This window comes from Pseudomonas sp. V98_8 (genome assembly GCF_029967975.1).
GTDB classification, from domain to species: Bacteria; Pseudomonadota; Gammaproteobacteria; order Pseudomonadales; family Pseudomonadaceae; genus Aquipseudomonas; species Aquipseudomonas umsongensis.
In genome coordinates, this window is sequence record NZ_JASCAE010000039.1 from 14,392 (window position 1) to 30,588 (window position 16,197).

Genomic DNA, 16,197 nt, shown 5'->3' on the forward strand with positions numbered 1-16,197 from the left:
CGACAAATTGCCATAAGTAACTAGGTAGTACATTATTCCGCCCTTGTCACAAATGGGGAAAAATTCCGACATGAATAATTCTGGGGCTGCCGGCGGCAGCAAATGGCTGCTGACGGGGCTGGGTGTCCTGATTGCACTGATCGGGCTCGGTTTGGCCGGTGGCGGCGGGTATCTGATCACCCTCGGTGGCAGCTGGTATTTCCTGCTGATGGGCCTGGCGATGCTGGTCTCGGGCCTGTTGATTGCCCGCCGTAGACCGCTGGGGGCGTGGCTTTATGGTCTGGCGCTGATCCTCACGGCCGTTTGGGCAGTGTGGGATGCCGGTCTCGAATATTGGCCACTGGTCTCGCGTGTGCTGACCTTTGCCGTCATCGGCCTGGTCGTCGCATTGATTTATCCGGCGCTGGTGCGCGCTTGCGGCGCAACCGCAGGTCGAGGCGCCTATGGCCTGGCCGGGCTGCTGGGTGTCGGTGTCGTCGCGACGCTGGCCTATATGTTTGTACCGACCCCGGTGGTCAAGGCCACCACTGAACCGGCGGTCACGCCGGTGGTACCGGGTACCGAACAGAAAGACTGGGCGCACTGGGGCAACACCACCGCCGGCAACCGCTTCGCCGCGCTGGACCAGATCAACAAAGGCAACATCGACAAATTGCAGGTGGCCTGGACCTTCCGCACCGGCGATATCCCGCAAAGCACCGGGGCCGGTGCCGAAGACCAGAACACCCCGTTGCAGATCGGTGACACGGTCTACACCTGCACCGCGTACGGCAAGGTTTTCGCCCTGGACGCCGACACTGGTGCCCAGCGCTGGAAGTTCGACCCGCAGGGTACCGCGCCCAACTGGCAGCGCTGCCGTGGCCTGGGCTACTTCGATGCAGGCGTTGCGCCTGTGGCCGAGCAGCCAGGTGCTTGTACGAAACGTCTGTTCCTGCCGACCGGCGATGCCCGCCTGATCGCCATCAATGCCGAAACCGGCAAGCCGTGCGAAGAGTTCGGCAACCAGGGCACCGTCGACCTGACCACCGACATGGGTGAAGTCAAACCCGGTTACTACCAGCAGACCTCGACCCCGTTGGTCGCAGGGGACGTGGTGATCGTCGGTGGCCGTGTCGCCGATAACTACTCCACTGGCGAGCCGCCAGGTGTGGTTCGCGCCTACGACGTTCGCAGCGGCGAGTTGGTGTGGGCGTGGGATCCGGGAAACCCGAACACCACCAAACGCCCACCGGCCGGCGAGACCTACACCCGGGGTACGCCGAACGTCTGGTCGGCGATGTCCTACGACGCCAAGCTCGGTCTGGTCTACCTGCCAACCGGCAACGCGACACCGGACTTCTTCGGCGGTCAGCGGACCGACATGGACAACAAATGGAACTCGTCCATCGTTGCCCTCGATGTGAAAACCGGTCAGGTGCGCTGGCACTTCCAGACCACTCACAATGATCTGTGGGACTTCGACCTGCCTGCTCAGCCGCTGCTGTATGACGTGCCGGACGACAAGGGCGGCACCCAGCCTGCGTTGGCGCAGGTCACCAAGCAGGGCGAGATTTTCCTGCTCAACCGCGAAACTGGCGTGCCGATAGCGCGGGTCGAAGAGCGCCCGGTGCCGCAGGGCCATGTGCCTGGCGAACGCTACTCGCCAACCCAACCGTTTTCCGTGGACATGCCGTCAATCGGCAACAAGACCCTGACTGAATCCGACATGTGGGGCGCCACGCCGTTTGACCAATTGATGTGCCGCATCCAGTTCAAGGGCATGCGTCATGAAGGCGTCTACACCCCGCCAGGCATGGATCGCGCCCTGCAATTCCCGGGCTCGCTGGGCGGGATGAACTGGGGTAGCGTCTCGGTCGACCCGAACACGAACTACATGTTCGTCAACGACATGCGCCTGGGCCTGGCCAACTACATGATCCCGCGCGACAAGATCAAAGCCGGGGCCAGTGGCATCGAAATGGGCGTGGTACCCCAGGAAGGCACGCCGTTCGGCGCCATGCGTGAGCGTTTCCTTTCGGCGGTCGGTATTCCGTGCCAGAAACCACCGTTCGGCACCATGTCTGCCATCGACCTCAAGACCCACAAACTGATGTGGCAGGTACCGGTCGGCACCGTACAGGACACCGGCCCACTGGGCATCCGCATGCACCTGCCGATCCCGATCGGCATGCCAACCCTCGGCGCCTCGCTCGCCACCCAGTCGGGCCTGCTGTTCTTCGCCGGCACCCAGGACTTCTACCTGCGCGCCTTCGATACCGGCAACGGCAAGGAAATCTGGAAGGCGCGTTTGCCGGTGGGCAGCCAGTCCGGCCCGATGACCTATGTCTCGCCGAAAACGGGCAAGCAGTACATCCTGCTCACCGTTGGCGGTGCACGTCAGTCGCCGGACCGTGGTGATTATGTGGTTGCCTATGCATTGCCATAGATAACGCGGCCATTCTCACGAACCGTAGGAGCGAGGCTTGCCCGCGAAGAACGATAACTCGGTAATTCAGGCAAGCTGACTGAACCCGCCGACGAAAAAGCCGCGCAATGTCGCGGCTTTTTCGTGGGCGCTAATTGGGAGGGAAAAAAGCAACGCCATTTCAGGACGTGTCTGACATACACGGCGGGGCCCACTTGCCGATCATTGATTTTTTCCGTGGCCCTGGGTCGCGCAGAGGTCTGTGAAGGTGCCAAGGGGCGGCTGGAGAACATCTGGCGAACGGTGGTTCGATTCGGGTTTTGATGATTGACCCTGGACCCCCATTGGGTCTGTGATGTATGACAAATCGTAAAGGAACGCTCAATTGAGGCCGTGGCGCGAGGGGACAGGTCATGACGAAGAAGTTGCCGCCCACTGTAAGGGATCACGCCTGGCAGATCGCCCATCACGAAATGGGCCACTACGTCGTGGCCCGTGCCTTGGGTTTTGCCACGGGCAGCGTGAACCTGACGGTGACCATGGACTTGCGGCACCAAGGCGGGGCGTCCATCAGCCTGGTGCGGGCGATTTCGTCGATGGACGCCATGAAGCAACATCTGGAGGCCCGGATGATGGTCCTCCTGGCTGGCGCGATGGCGCAGACCCTGCCTTTAAAAAAATCAGCCGGGCAGCGCGTCGACAAGTTGAAAGCGACAGCCATCCTTAAAGGTGAGCAGGGCGCACACCAGGATTACGCAAAGATCCGGGAGTTGCAGCACCTGCTGCGCAATATCCTCTACCCTGAGACCGATCCGGTCTCATCTGAGCGCATTACGGCCGAGCTTAAAATGCTGACGGATCGCGCGTGGCAGCGGACTCAAGACATCGTGGAAGAGCTGTCGGGGATCATTGCCGAATTGGCAGCGGTCTTGGTTGACGGCATGGTTATCGTGGAGCAGTGGGGGCGGGCGGCGGATACGTATGAGGTTGTGTACACCGGGCCAATGTTGGAGCGGCTGCGGGCAGTGCAAGCCATTCCGTCAATGACAATTGCAGGCCCCGAAAGGTCGGGGCGTGTAGTTCGCAGGTGAGCCGCCGCTAGTCCTTGCAGTTCGTCGCCGCTCAAATGGGCGCTTCAGACACGCAAAAGCCGCGCATTGCGCGGCTTTCTTGTTTGGTGGGCCCACACGGACTTGAACCGTGGACCAAAGGATTATGAGTCCTCTGCTCTAACCAACTGAGCTATAGGCCCCATTGGTCGCGGATTATAGCGATGGTTTCGCGGCTGTGCTATCCGAAAAATCCATTACTGTTGTACGAAGAAACGTCGCGGCGAATTCGTCAGGGGGCAGGGGCAGGCTGACGATGTAGCCCTGGATCTGCTCACAGCCTTCGGCAGCCAGGAATTGCTGCTGCGCCTGGGTTTCGACGCCCTCGGCAATGACCGTGAATTGCATGCTGCGGCCGAGGGCGATAATGGCACGCACGATGGCGGCATCGTGAGGGTCGTCGGGCAAACCGCGGACGAAGGACTGGTCGATCTTGAGTATGTCCAGCGGCAGGCGTTTGAGGTAACTCAGCGAGGAGTACCCGGTGCCGAAGTCGTCGATCGCCAATTGCACACCCAGATGCTTGAGTTGGTGCAGCACCGCAAGCGCTTCTTCGGCCTGGCTCATGATGAAGTTTTCGGTGATCTCCAGTTGCAGGCAACCGGGATTGAGGCGGTTGTCCTTGAGCAGTTGTTCGATTCGCCCCAAAAGATTCGGTTGGCGCAGTTGGGCACCGGCGAGGTTGACCGACAGCGGGCCGAGGCCTTCGTACATCTGGTTCCATTCGAACATCTGTCGGCAGGCGGTCTCGAGTACCCAGTCGCCGATCTGCAGGATCATGCCGTTTTCTTCGGCAAGTGAGATGAAGTGTTCGGGCGGCACGTCGCCGAAGGTCGGATGACGCCAGCGAATCAGGGCTTCGGCCCCCACCAGGCGATAGTCGTCGAGGCTGATCTTGGGTTGGTAGCACAGGTGCAGTTCATTGCGCTCGATGGCGCGTCGCAGTTCGTGCTCCAGCGCCACACGCTCGCTGGCTTGAGCGGTGAGATCGCAGGTGTAGCTTTCTACGCGGTTACGGCCTTTGGCCTTGGAGCGGTACATAGCCGCGTCGGCGTTTTTGATCAGCGTGGCCACGTCACTGCCGTCCTTGGGGTAGAGGCTGGTGCCGATGCTGGAGCTGATGAAAAACTCATGCTCACCCGCCTGGAATGGCGCGGTAAAGCAATTGAGCAGCTTGGTGGCGATGTTGTCCGCATCGCTGGCTTGCTGCAGGCCGGGGAGCAGGATGATGAATTCGTCGCCGCCCAGGCGCGCGACAGTGTCGATGTCTCGCAACTGCTCCTTGAGACGCACGGCAATACCCTTGAGCAAAAGATCGCCGACCGGGTGACCAAGGCTGTCATTGATGTGCTTGAAACGGTCCAGATCCAGGAACAGCACTGCGCCCTGACCGCCGTTTTCCTTCTGGTGATTGAGCGCGTTGAGCAGGCGACTTTCGAACAACGTGCGGTTTGGCAGACCGGTCAACGGGTCGTGGTGAGCCTGGTAGTCCAGTTTGGCCTGGGCGTGCTTGAGGCTGGAGATGTCGGCGAACACAGCCACGAAGTGCGTGATGAAGTTGTTACGATTTCGTACGGCGCTGATGGTCAACCAGCTGGGATACAGTTCGCCATTTTTGCGTCGGTTGGAAATCTCGCCTTGCCAATGACCTTCGTCGGTCAGTTGATGCCACATGGCGGCGTAGAACGCACTGTCATGCAGGCCCGAGGCAAGCAGGCGCGGGGTATGCCCCAGTGCTTCGCTTTCGCTGTAGCCGGTGATTTCGGTAAAGGCACGGTTGACTGCACTGATGTGCTGCTGGGTATCGGTGATCAACACGCCTTCTGCGGTGCTCTCGAATACCGTCGCGGCCTGCTGCAGTTTTTCCTGCATCAGGTGGCGTTCGGTGATGTCCCGGGCGATGGTCAGCATGCAGTCGTCGTCACCGATCGGTAGCGGACGGCTGGAGACTTCGCAGAGGCGGATCTGACCGTCGCTGCGGCGGATGTGGCAGCTGAAATCGCGGACGTAACCATCCCGGTGCAACAGGTCGAGCATTTGTTTGCGCTCGTTGAGGTTGACCCAGATCCCCAGGTCAAGGGCCGAGCGATCCACCGACATCGCGCTGTTGAAGCCGGTAATGCGGCTGAACCCCTCGTTGACCTCCAACAGCAGGCCATCGCTCTGGCGCGACAGCAGCAAGCCGTCGGGGGAGGCGTGGAAGGCCTTGGCGAACTTTTCTTCGGAGGTTTGCAGTTGTTGCTGGGTTTCCTTGAGTTGGGTGATGTCTCGCACCACGACGACCAGCGCCGGGGTGGTATCGAGGTCGAAGGGTTCGGCCGAGATCAAGCCGGTGAACACCTGGCCATTGCTGCGACGAAAGGGCATCTCCAGGTTGCGAATGCTGCCGGCCTGCAAGCGCTGCAGCAGCCCTGGCCCGACACCTGGAATACCCCAGATGTTCAGGTCGGTGGCAGTCTGGCCGATCACATCTTCGGCCTTTAGGCCGATCTGTTCTTCGAACGCATCGTTAACCTCCAGCAGGCAACCGTCACTCAGGCGTGCGATCACCAGGATGTCTGGGCACTGCTGGAACACCGAGGCAAACTTCTGTTCAGACAGGCGCAGTGCTTCTTCGGTGCGTTTGGTTTCGCTGATGTCAATCATCAAGCCGCGCATCACCGGCTCATGACCGTGTTCGATCAGGCTGACGATGTCGCGGACCCAGATGCAACGACCGTCAGCGGTGATGACCCGGTAATCGAGAGTGTGATCTCGCCCGGCCAACACTTCGTGGTCGCAGAAGCTCTGCGCGCGGGTGAGGTCGGCGGGATGGATGATGTTGCGCCAGAAGCCTGGGATCAGCCAATGCGACAAGGGGTAACCGAGCAGGTCTTCGGCGTGGGGCGACACATAGCTGTAGGTGAAGTCGCTCATCCGCGCTTCCCAGGCGATGGCCGAGAGGCTCTCCACCAGCCCGCGGTAATGGTATTCGCTGCTGCGCAGTTCCTGCTCCAGGTCGACCCTGCGGGATATTTCCGAACTCAAGCGGCGATTGACGCGGATCACGGCGGCGAGCACGGCGATCAGCAGCAGTAGCCCAGGCAAGCCGTAGACCAATAGATCGGACCAGAATGTACGATGATCCAGTACGTTGCCGACCCAATGTTCCTGGATCGAACTGATTTCGGCCGGTGTCATGTCGGCGAGGACTTTATCCAGAATGCCGACCAGCATTTTGTTGTCCCGGGGGACACCCATTGCCAGCTGGTAGCGGTAGGGGGTTTCGCCGCTGACGTACAGCCCGTCGAGCTTGAGCTGGCGCAAACTCCAGACGCTGGAAGCGAGGTCGCCTACCACGGCGTCTACTTCATCGGTAGCCAGCGCCTGTAAAGCGGAGCTGACATTGGGCATCGCCACCAGGTTCAAATCGGGATTGTGGGTGCGCAACAGTTCGTGAGGTGCGTAGTTTTCCACTACGGCGATTTTTAGTCCGTACAGGTCTTTGAGTTTGCGCGGTTGGGCGCCTCCGACGTGCGCCAGGATGACAATCGGGAAATCCAGGTAGGGACGGGTGAATGACAGGTAGGCCTGACGTTCCGGGGTCGACATGATGCCCGGCAAAAGGTCCAGCTTGCCTTGCTTGGCCTGGTCCAGTACCACCGTCCAGCTCACGGGCTCAATGGGTGTGAGCTTGATGGCCAGCCGCTGGCGAATACGGTCGATATAGTCTGCAGCAAGGCCCTGGTAACGCCCCTGGTCGTCGCGAAACTCAAAGGGCGGCCAGGATGCATCGACACCCAGGCGCAGGTCCGGATGGGCCGCCAGCCAGCTACGTTCTTCGTCAGTTAGAGTCAGCGCGCCAGCCGTTGCGGTCCAAGTCATCAGCGACAGCAAAAAACACACGGTCGGCAGTCTGGGCATAACGGTCTCGTTATGGCTCGGGGAATGTTTCGAGTGTAGACGGGCAAATCGGCGGGTGGGGTGAAGCGGGGGGAATTATCTGCAAAAACAAAACCCCCGGCCTGGGCCGGGGGTTCTGGTATCACTCGTCGAGGAAGGAGCGCAGATGCTCGCTTCTCGTCGGGTGGCGCAGCTTGCGCAACGCCTTGGCTTCGATCTGACGAATCCGTTCGCGGGTAACGTCGAACTGCTTACCAACTTCCTCGAGGGTGTGGTCGGTATTCATGTCGATACCGAAGCGCATGCGCAGTACCTTGGCTTCACGGGCAGTAAGGCCGGACAGCACTTCGCGAGTCGCTTCCTTAAGGCTCTCAACGGTTGCAACATCGATTGGCGACTGCATGGTCGAGTCTTCGATGAAGTCACCCAGATGGGAGTCTTCGTCATCACCGATCGGGGTTTCCATGGAGATCGGCTCTTTTGCGATCTTCAATACCTTGCGGATCTTGTCCTCAGGCATTTCCATGCGTTCGCCCAGCTCTTCCGGGGTCGGTTCGCGACCCATTTCCTGCAGCATCTGGCGGGAAATGCGGTTGAGCTTGTTGATCGTCTCGATCATGTGCACCGGAATACGGATGGTGCGGGCCTGGTCGGCGATCGAGCGAGTGATCGCCTGACGGATCCACCAGGTGGCATAAGTCGAGAATTTGTAGCCGCGGCGGTATTCGAACTTGTCTACCGCTTTCATCAGGCCGATGTTGCCTTCCTGGATCAGGTCGAGGAATTGCAGGCCACGGTTGGTGTACTTCTTGGCGATGGAGATCACCAGACGCAAGTTCGCTTCGACCATCTCTTTCTTCGCGCGGCGGGCCTTGGCCTCACCGATCGACATGCGACGGTTGATGTCCTTGATCTCGGCGATCGTCAAACCGGTTTCGGTTTCCAGCGCGGTCAGCTTCTGCTGGCACCGAATGATGTCCGGCTGCACGCGAGCGATGGCTTCAGCGTATTTGCTTTTGCCTTTGGCCAGTGCATCGCTCCAGCTTTCGTCGACTTCGTTGCCCGGGAACTGGCGCAGGAAGTCGGCACGCGGCATGCGTGCATCACGAACGCAGAGCTGCATGATTGCACGCTCTTGCTGGCGCAGACGATCCAGGGCGCTGCGTACACGCTCGACCAGGCCTTCGAATTGCTTCGGAACCAGTTTGATCGGCATGAACAGGTCGGACAGGGCCAACAGCTCGGCAATCGCCAGCTTGTTGTGGCGACCGTGCTTTTTCAGCGCCTTGCGGGTGATTTCCATCTGATCGGCGACAGCACCAAAGCGCTGGGCGGCGATGATTGGATCCGGACCGCTTTCGGCTTCTTCTTCGTCATCGGAAGCTTCGGCGTCATCGTCGTCGGAATCGTCATCCGCTTTCGCGGTCTTGGTGTCGATCGGCGGCGGAACCTCCGCAGCAGGCGGCGCAATACCGTCGTCCGGGTCGATATAACCGCTCAGGACGTCGGACAGGCGGCCACCTTCGGTGGTAACGCGAGTGTATTCGGAGAGAATATGATCAACCGTGCCAGGGAAGTGCGCGATTGCGCTCATCACTTCACGGATGCCCTCTTCAATACGCTTGGCGATTTCGATTTCGCCTTCACGCGTGAGGAGCTCGACCGTACCCATTTCGCGCATGTACATGCGCACTGGGTCAGTGGTGCGACCGATATCGGTCTCCACCGCTGCCAACGCGGCGGCGGCTTCTTCCGCAGCGGCCTCGTCGGTATCGGCGTCGGCCAACATAAGGGCGTCCGCATCCGGAGCACTCTCGTGTACGGGGATCCCCATGTCGTTAATCATGCGGATGATGTCTTCCACCTGCTCTGGATCTGAAATATCCTCGGGCAGGTGGTCGTTGACCTCGGCGTAAGTCAGATACTTCTGCTCACGACCCAGTTTGATCAACTCAATAATACGAGACTGCTGTTGCGCTTTTCCGGACATAACACCCTATCCACTGAAGGTCTTGGCGGGCAAAAAACAAGCCGAGGATTATACCTGAGCTATGACCTCACGCGCCAGTTGAGGTCGGGTTTGATGCGGAAACATTCTGTTTTAAGAGGTCGCGCATCTGTTTAGCTATCTGAATTTGCTCTTCAGCCGACAATCCCGGCTGCCTTGCTTTCTTGATGAGGTCATCGAGGGTCTGCGTGTGCTGACCCGCAGATAACCTAGTAATGGTGTCTAAAAACTGTTGTTCAAGGTTATCGCCGTCAATTAGCCATTCCTTTTCTGCGAGGGCTCTCAATAGGCGTCCTTGCTCTGTACCGTGCCAACGGGCCATCAACTGAATAGAGTTTAGCCCAGGATTTTTCTGCACAGCCTCGATCAGGGCGATTAGTACCTGAGCGTACGTGTTGCTCTCGTTGGCAAAATGATCGGCACTCTCAACTTTTTTGGCCAGTTGCGGGTGGTGAATCAGTGTGCGCAAAGCGATAAGCGTCGGGGCTTCCACTGCGACTGGCTTGCGTGGGGCATAAGGCTCGTCGCGATCACCGCGCTTGCCGTTCTTGCTCCAGGGTTTCTTGTCCCATTTCTTGCCGCCGGCCCCGGATTTCTTCGGCGTCCACTCCTGCTGGGGCGTGTAGGCCTCCTGGGGTTGGTGGAAGTCGGAGTAGTCCGGCATGGCATCGTAATCCATGCCAGGGTCATAGGCCGGTGGCGCGTCCTGGGGCGCGCTGTGTACCAGTTGGCTCACCGCCTCGCCGCTCAGTCCGGTGATTTCCAGCAGCCGCTGGCGCATCAGGGTGCGCAGGTTGGCGCCGGGGACCTTGTCGATCAGCGGTGCGGCGAGGGTGGCCATGTGGGCCTTGCCTTCGAGCGAGCGAGGGTCGGCCTCTTCGGTCAGTTGTTGGAAGAAGTAATCGGCCAGCGGCTGCGCGTGCTGGTTGATCCGTGCGCGAAAGGCGTCGGTGCCTTCGGAGCGGACCAGGGTGTCCGGGTCTTCACCCTCGGGCAGGAACAGGAATCGCGCGCGGCGACCGTCCTGCAGGCTTGTCAGTGTCGCTTCCAGTGCGCGCCAGGCCGCATTGCGGCCGGCCTGGTCGCCGTCAAAACAGAACAGCACGCTGGGCACGACTCGAAACAGTCGTTTCATGTGCTCTTCGCTGGTGGCGGTGCCCAGGGTCGCGACGGCATTGCGCAAGCCTTGCTGGGCGAGGGCGATGACGTCCATGTAGCCCTCGACGACGATGATTTCGTCGAGGTTGCGATTGTTCTTGCGCGCTTCGTAGAGGCCGTAGAGTTCCTGGCCTTTATGAAAGACCGGAGTTTCCGGTGAGTTGAGGTACTTGGGTTTGTCGTCGCCCAGCACCCGGCCACCAAACGCGATGATGCGCCCGCGACTGTCGCGGATCGGGAACATCACGCGATCGCGAAAGCGGTCGTAGCGTTTGCCGGTTTCGGCGTTCTCGATCAGCAGGCCGGCATCGATCATGGCTTTTTGTTGCAGGGTATCGCTGCTCAAGTGCTTGAACAGGTTGTCCCACCCAGGTGGCGCAAAGCCCAGGCCGAAGTCCCGGGCGATTTCACCGGTCAGCCCGCGACCTTTGAGGTAGTCCACGGCGGCTTTGCGTGCCGGATGGCTTTTCAGGGCGGCGCGATAGAAATCGGCGGCGGCCGTGAGCAGCGGGTACAGCGGCGAGTCAGTTGGCTGGCGTGGTTTGTGCGAGCGCCCACTTTCTTCGCGGGGGACTTCCATTCCGGCGGCTTTGGCCAGTTCCTCGACAGCCTGGGGGAAATCCAGGTTGTCGTGGTCCATGATGAAGCCCAGGGCATTGCCGCCAGCGCCGCAGCCGAAGCAGTAATAGAACTGCTTGTCGGGGCTCACGCTGAAAGAGGGGGTTTTCTCTTTGTGGAACGGGCAGCAGGCAGTATGGTTTTTTCCGGCCTTTTTCAATTGCAGGCGCGAGCTGACCACGTCGACGATGTCGGTGCGGTTCAGAAGGTCGTCAATGAAGCTCTGGGGAATTAGCCCGGCCATGGCGTTCTCGTCATCTGCGCTGAAAAGGAACCGAAGCGAAGGGCGGCTGAGCGCGGGTCATTGCTTGAGGCGCGCAAAGTGTGCGGCTCGACCGGTATCGCCTGCATGATCGCTGTCGGGAAGTGTATCTGCCGAAAATCCACCGACGTTACTGCTCATCAGTATTCGACTATTTGAAAATGTTACGCTGAATCCGGCTGCGACCAGTCAATGGTCTCGGATAGCTCGTAATTCGGCACGCAAACAGGTGCCTTGGGCTGATCGTCGTGAGAGGAATCAGTGGGTGTGCTCGTCAGTAGCCTTGAAAGGCTCGTCAGAAAAGACGTGCACCGCTGGCAAAAGAGCCAGGTCTGACGCGGTGAAGCAGATTTGTCTCAGTCGCGTCTGCGGCTTCGACGGTGAAGCATCAAGCGTTTTACGCAAATGCCATAAGCCCGGCTCAGAGCCGGGCTTGGCAGAAGCTTGCTACGATCGTCTGTGTATTAGTACAGACGAACGGCGCGGCGCTGTTCGCGCTGAACTTTCTTGGCGTGACGCTTAACAGCGGCTGCTGCTTTGCGCTTACGCTCAGAAGTTGGCTTCTCGTAAAATTCGCGGCTACGAACTTCAGCCAGTACACCGGCTTTTTCGCAGGAGCGCTTGAAACGACGCAGAGCTACGTCGAAGGGTTCGTTCTCTTTTACTTTGACGGCTGGCATCCAGAGCTACCTTCATTCATTACCGGGGTCAACATCCTCGCGGCAAAAGAGCACTTGAAGACGTCGGTTTTTAAGGGTTGCGGATGTTAACCCCTCATCGCACGGAATGCAAAGCCTCTGATCGAAAACCGCTGGTCGGGGCATCACGCGACGACTATTATGCGCGCCTTCGAATTCAGCCTAAACAAGGCGCAAACCCATGCTAGTACTGGGATTAGAAACCTCTTGCGACGAAACTGGTGTCGCACTCTACGACAGTGAAAGAGGCCTGCTGGCCGACGCGCTGTTCAGCCAGATCGACCTGCACCGGGCGTATGGTGGCGTAGTACCGGAGCTGGCCTCGCGTGATCACGTCAAGCGCATGCTGCCCTTGATTCGCCAGGTCTTGGCCGAAGCCGACTGTGTGCCAACCGAGATCGACGCCATCGCTTATACCGCCGGCCCTGGTCTTGTCGGTGCCTTGCTGGTGGGTGCTTCCTGCGCTCAGGCACTGGCCTTTGCCTGGGGCATTCCGGCACTCGGCGTGCATCACATGGAAGGTCACTTGCTGGCGCCGATGTTGGAGTCGCAACCGCCGGAATTCCCGTTCGTCGCTTTGTTGGTATCGGGCGGCCATACGCAGTTGGTTCAGGTCGACGGGATCGGCCAATACACGCTTCTGGGTGAGACCCTGGACGATGCCGCGGGCGAAGCGTTCGACAAGACCGCGAAGATGATGGGGCTCCATTATCCGGGTGGGCCGGAAATCGCTCGCCTGGCAGAGCAAGGCGTTGCAGGGCGTTTCGTGTTTCCGCGCCCGATGTGCGACCGCCCTGGCCTGGACTTCAGTTTCAGCGGCTTGAAAACCTTCGCCTTGAACACCTGGCAGCAGTGCGTGAGTGCCGGGGACGACGGTGAGCAAGCCCGTTGCGACATCTCGCTGGCGTTCCAGCAGGCCGTGGTGGAGACTTTGACCATCAAGTGCAAGCGTGCCCTGAAAGCAGCTGGCATGAAGCGTCTGGTGATCGCTGGGGGCGTTAGTGCCAACAAGGCGTTGCGCTCTTCCCTGGAAAAGATGCTAGGCGACATGAAGGGCGATGTTTTTTACGCCCGTGCGCAGTTCTGTACCGATAATGGCGCCATGATTGCGTTTGCGGGCTGCCAGCGCCTACAGGCCGGTCAGCAGGAAAGCCTGGCGATCAGTGTGCAGGCGCGGTGGCCGATGGAGCAGTTGTCGCCCCTGTGATGAAGCGTACTCATGCGGGCCGCTAAAAATGCCGTTCGCGCCCGGCAAACAGGTCGCGTAGATTGCCCCGGTGGCGCCAGACGATCATGCCGGTCAGGGCGCACATGGGCAGCAGCGCTGCCGGTTCTTGCCAGGCCAGCAGTGGCAGGGTCAAGGGCGTGGCGATCAAGGCAGCCAGCGAGCTGGTGCGGGTCAGGTAGAACGTCAGCAGCCAGGCACAGACCGCCATCAAGGCTGCAGGCGGGTATAACCCCAGCAACATGCCGGCAGCGGTGGCGACACCCTTGCCACCGCGAAAGCGGAAGTACAGCGGGAACAGGTGACCGATGACGGCGCAAACGCCGACCCAGGCCTGGTCCTGCAGTGACAGGCCGGCGGCACTGGCGACCAGTACGGGCAGCAGGCCTTTGCAGAGGTCGCCGAGCAGGGTCAGGATGGCGAGTTTCTTGCCGGCCAGGCGCAACATGTTGGTGGCGCCAGCATTGCCCGAACCACTCATTCGCGGATCGGGGTTACCGGTCATGCGGCTGAGCAAGATGGCGAAGGACAGCGAGCCGAGCAGGTAGGCGAGGATCGCCAGTAACCAAAACATGCTAACTATTCCGGGCGAGGACGCCCTGATTCTAACGGCGCATTGCGCCCTTGTCGTGTAGCGGAGAAAAGTGCTTGGACAGAGTGTTTATCGAGGGCCTGGAAGTCGACACCGTGATCGGTGCCTATGACTGGGAGCGAGGCATCCGACAGTGCTTGCGGCTTGACCTGAGTTTCGCTTGGGACAATCGTCCAGCCGCCGCTGGCGATGACCTGACCCTGGCGCTTGATTACGCGAGCGTTTCATCGCGTATCCAGGCCTTTGCCGAGCAGGCACAGTTTCAGCTGGTCGAGACCTTTGCCGAGCGCCTGGTTGAAGCGCTGATGAGCGAATTCAAGATTACCTGGATGCGCCTCAAACTGACCAAGCCAGGTGCGGTTCCTGCCGCCACAGGTGGCGTGGGTGTGGAGATCGAGCGCGGATGTCGCTGACTCAGGTGTATCTCGGGCTCGGCAGCAACATCGAGCGCGAAACCCATTTGCAGGCCGGCCTGGATGCCCTGGCGAGCTTTCTCGTGGATATGCGTTGCTCGGCGGTCTTCGAAAGCCTGCCGGTAGGGATCAAGAGCGGGCCGTTCTTCAACTTCGTGGTGTCGGCTTATACCGACTTGCCGTTGATGGAATTGGATCGCCGTCTGAAGTTTATCGAAGCGGATAATGGGCGTTACGCACCCGATCGCCGAGGTTTGCCTCTGGATATCGACGTTTTACTCTTCGGTGATTTGGTGGGCAACTTCGATGGCCTGGTGCTGCCGAGGGCGGAAATTCTTAAAAACGCCTTTGTGTTGTGGCCGCTGTCGCTGATTGCTCCGGAGCGCGTGCACCCGGGCGTAGGTAAAAGTTTCGCCGTGTTGTGGGCCGAATCGCAGATTGACCAGGTGTTGGCGCCAGTGGCTTTCGAATGGCGCGGTGAGCAACTGACACCTTTGAATTTGTTGTGATTTAACTGACGCCTTCGCGAGCAGGCTCGCTCCCACAGGGGTCAGTGCAACCCTTGTGAGAGCGAGCCTGCTCGCTAAGCTTTTCAGGACGACGCCTCTTTGTAGGCTTTCAATGCTTTGAGCCGCTCTCGCTTGATCGCCTCACCCAGTTCAGGCCCTTTAAATCCCTGCTCCAGCAAAGGCTGAACAGCAACGCTGCGCGCCGCCGTCGCTGCCCCGCGCAAATAGTCCGCCTGTGGATAACTTCTCTCCTCCAGTCCCTTGCGTCCGCGTGCATCCATTTCGCACGCGGCAATAAATTCCTCGAACCGCTGCGGTCGACGGTAAACGTCAAAACTCTGCAGTAGCTCGAGCAAAGTAGATGCCTTCAGCTCCAGCGCGCGATGCCCGTGGGTGTGATATTCGCCCACCAGCAGCGCCAGCTCCTGGCAATCCCTTGGCGCCTTGAAACGTTCGTTGACCGCCTTGATCAGCTTCAGCCCCTTGGCCTCATGGGCGATATGGCGAGGCCATTGCTCCTCTGGCGTCAGCCCTTTACCCAGGTCATGCAGCAGACAGGCCCAGCGCACGGTCAGCGGTTGTTTATGGTGTGCCGCTTGCTGAAGCACGCTCAGGGTGTGGGCGCCGGTGTCGATTTCGGGGTGGTGTATCGCGGGCTGCGGTACACCGAACAGCGCGTCGACTTCCGGCATCAGCACTTTGAGCGCACCGCAGGCGCGCAACACCTCGACAAACACCTGCGGCTGATTTTCCATGAGGGCGCGGGAGATCTCTTTCCAGCTGCGTTCCGCCGTCAGCGCCTGGAGTTCGCCTGACTCGCTGAGTTGGCGCATCAATTCGAGGGTTTCGGGGGCAACAGTGAAGCCAAGCTCTGCATAGCGTGCGGCGAAACGGGCAACGCGCAAAACCCTGAGGGGATCTTCGGCGAACGCGGGGGAAACGTGGCGAAGTATTCGTGCCTCGAGATCGCGCTGGCCGTGATAGGGGTCGGTCAGGTTCTGCTCATCGTCTTCGGCCATCGCATTGATCGTCAGGTCGCGGCGAATCAGGTCTTCTTCCAGTGTCACGTCAGGGCTGGCGTGGAACGTGAACCCGCCGTAACCACGCCCGCTTTTGCGTTCGGTCCGGGCAAGGGCATATTCCTCGCCGGTTTTCGGATGAAGAAATACCGGAAAATCAGCGCCTACCGGGCGAAAACCCTTGGCGAGCATTTCCTCAGTGGTCGCACCGACCACTACGCGGTCGATGTCGGTGACTGCTATGCCGAGCAGGCGATCACGTACGGCACCGCCAACTTTATAAATCTGCATGAAAAACCT

The 16,197-nt window shown here is 59.8% G+C and carries 11 protein-coding genes and 1 tRNA gene; 5 read left to right on the forward strand and 7 right to left on the reverse strand.

What is annotated here, in order from left to right:
* Positions 1–70 precede the first annotated feature (70 nt).
* Both QLG10_RS11230 and QLG10_RS11235 read left to right on the forward strand, forming a co-directional pair.
* Positions 71–2,425: a glucose/quinate/shikimate family membrane-bound PQQ-dependent dehydrogenase gene (locus tag QLG10_RS11230; RefSeq protein ID WP_188265119.1), complete on the forward strand. Its 2,355-nt coding sequence runs from the start codon at positions 71–73 to the stop codon at positions 2,423–2,425.
* A gap of 392 nt (positions 2,426–2,817) precedes the next feature.
* Positions 2,818–3,495, forward strand: a complete 678-nt coding sequence (locus QLG10_RS11235; RefSeq protein WP_282487342.1) for a peptidase M41 — start codon at positions 2,818–2,820, stop codon at positions 3,493–3,495.
* A gap of 84 nt (positions 3,496–3,579) precedes the next feature.
* Here the strand turns inward: QLG10_RS11235 and QLG10_RS11240 are convergent.
* From QLG10_RS11240 to rpsU, 5 genes are all read right to left on the reverse strand, one after another.
* Positions 3,580–3,656: transfer RNA gene (locus QLG10_RS11240), tRNA-Ile, on the reverse strand.
* Positions 3,657–3,669: 13 nt separating this feature from the next.
* On the reverse strand, positions 3,670–7,416 hold the full coding sequence (locus QLG10_RS11245; RefSeq protein ID WP_282487343.1) for an EAL domain-containing protein: 3,747 nt from the start codon (positions 7,414–7,416) through the stop codon (positions 3,670–3,672).
* 121 nt (positions 7,417–7,537) lie between these two features.
* On the reverse strand, positions 7,538–9,385 hold the full coding sequence (rpoD, locus tag QLG10_RS11250; RefSeq protein ID WP_110754824.1) for an RNA polymerase sigma factor RpoD: 1,848 nt from the start codon (positions 9,383–9,385) through the stop codon (positions 7,538–7,540).
* 67 nt (positions 9,386–9,452) lie between these two features.
* Positions 9,453–11,423, reverse strand: coding sequence for a DNA primase (dnaG, locus tag QLG10_RS11255; RefSeq protein ID WP_033043880.1), 1,971 nt, complete (start codon positions 11,421–11,423; stop codon positions 9,453–9,455).
* A gap of 482 nt (positions 11,424–11,905) precedes the next feature.
* Positions 11,906–12,121 (reverse strand): 30S ribosomal protein S21, encoded by a 216-nt coding sequence (rpsU, locus tag QLG10_RS11260; protein WP_002551877.1) that lies wholly within the window; start codon positions 12,119–12,121, stop codon positions 11,906–11,908.
* A 199-nt stretch (positions 12,122–12,320) separates the two neighbouring features.
* On the opposite strand from rpsU, the gene tsaD reads away from it, so the two are divergent.
* On the forward strand, positions 12,321–13,346 hold the full coding sequence (gene tsaD, locus QLG10_RS11265; RefSeq protein WP_110754826.1) for a tRNA (adenosine(37)-N6)-threonylcarbamoyltransferase complex transferase subunit TsaD: 1,026 nt from the start codon (positions 12,321–12,323) through the stop codon (positions 13,344–13,346).
* A 22-nt stretch (positions 13,347–13,368) separates the two neighbouring features.
* Here the strand turns inward: tsaD and plsY are convergent, their stop codons facing one another.
* Positions 13,369–13,938, reverse strand: coding sequence for a glycerol-3-phosphate 1-O-acyltransferase PlsY (gene plsY / locus QLG10_RS11270; protein WP_110754827.1), 570 nt, complete (start codon positions 13,936–13,938; stop codon positions 13,369–13,371).
* Positions 13,939–14,012: 74 nt separating this feature from the next.
* Here plsY and folB point away from each other — a divergent pair, with 74 nt between their 5' ends.
* Both folB and folK read left to right on the forward strand, forming a co-directional pair.
* The gene (gene folB, locus QLG10_RS11275; protein ID WP_110754828.1) at positions 14,013–14,369 is read left to right on the forward strand and encodes a dihydroneopterin aldolase; all 357 of its coding nucleotides are present in this window, start codon (positions 14,013–14,015) and stop codon (positions 14,367–14,369) included.
* Complete coding sequence (gene folK, locus QLG10_RS11280; protein ID WP_282487344.1) at positions 14,360–14,878, forward strand: 2-amino-4-hydroxy-6-hydroxymethyldihydropteridine diphosphokinase; 519 nt, start codon at positions 14,360–14,362, stop codon at positions 14,876–14,878. Before folB ends, folK begins: the two co-directional genes overlap by 10 nt.
* A gap of 83 nt (positions 14,879–14,961) precedes the next feature.
* Here folK and QLG10_RS11285 read toward each other — a convergent pair whose 3' ends face one another.
* Positions 14,962–16,188: a multifunctional CCA addition/repair protein gene (locus tag QLG10_RS11285; protein ID WP_282487345.1), complete on the reverse strand. Its 1,227-nt coding sequence runs from the start codon at positions 16,186–16,188 to the stop codon at positions 14,962–14,964.
* Positions 16,189–16,197 lie beyond the last annotated feature (9 nt).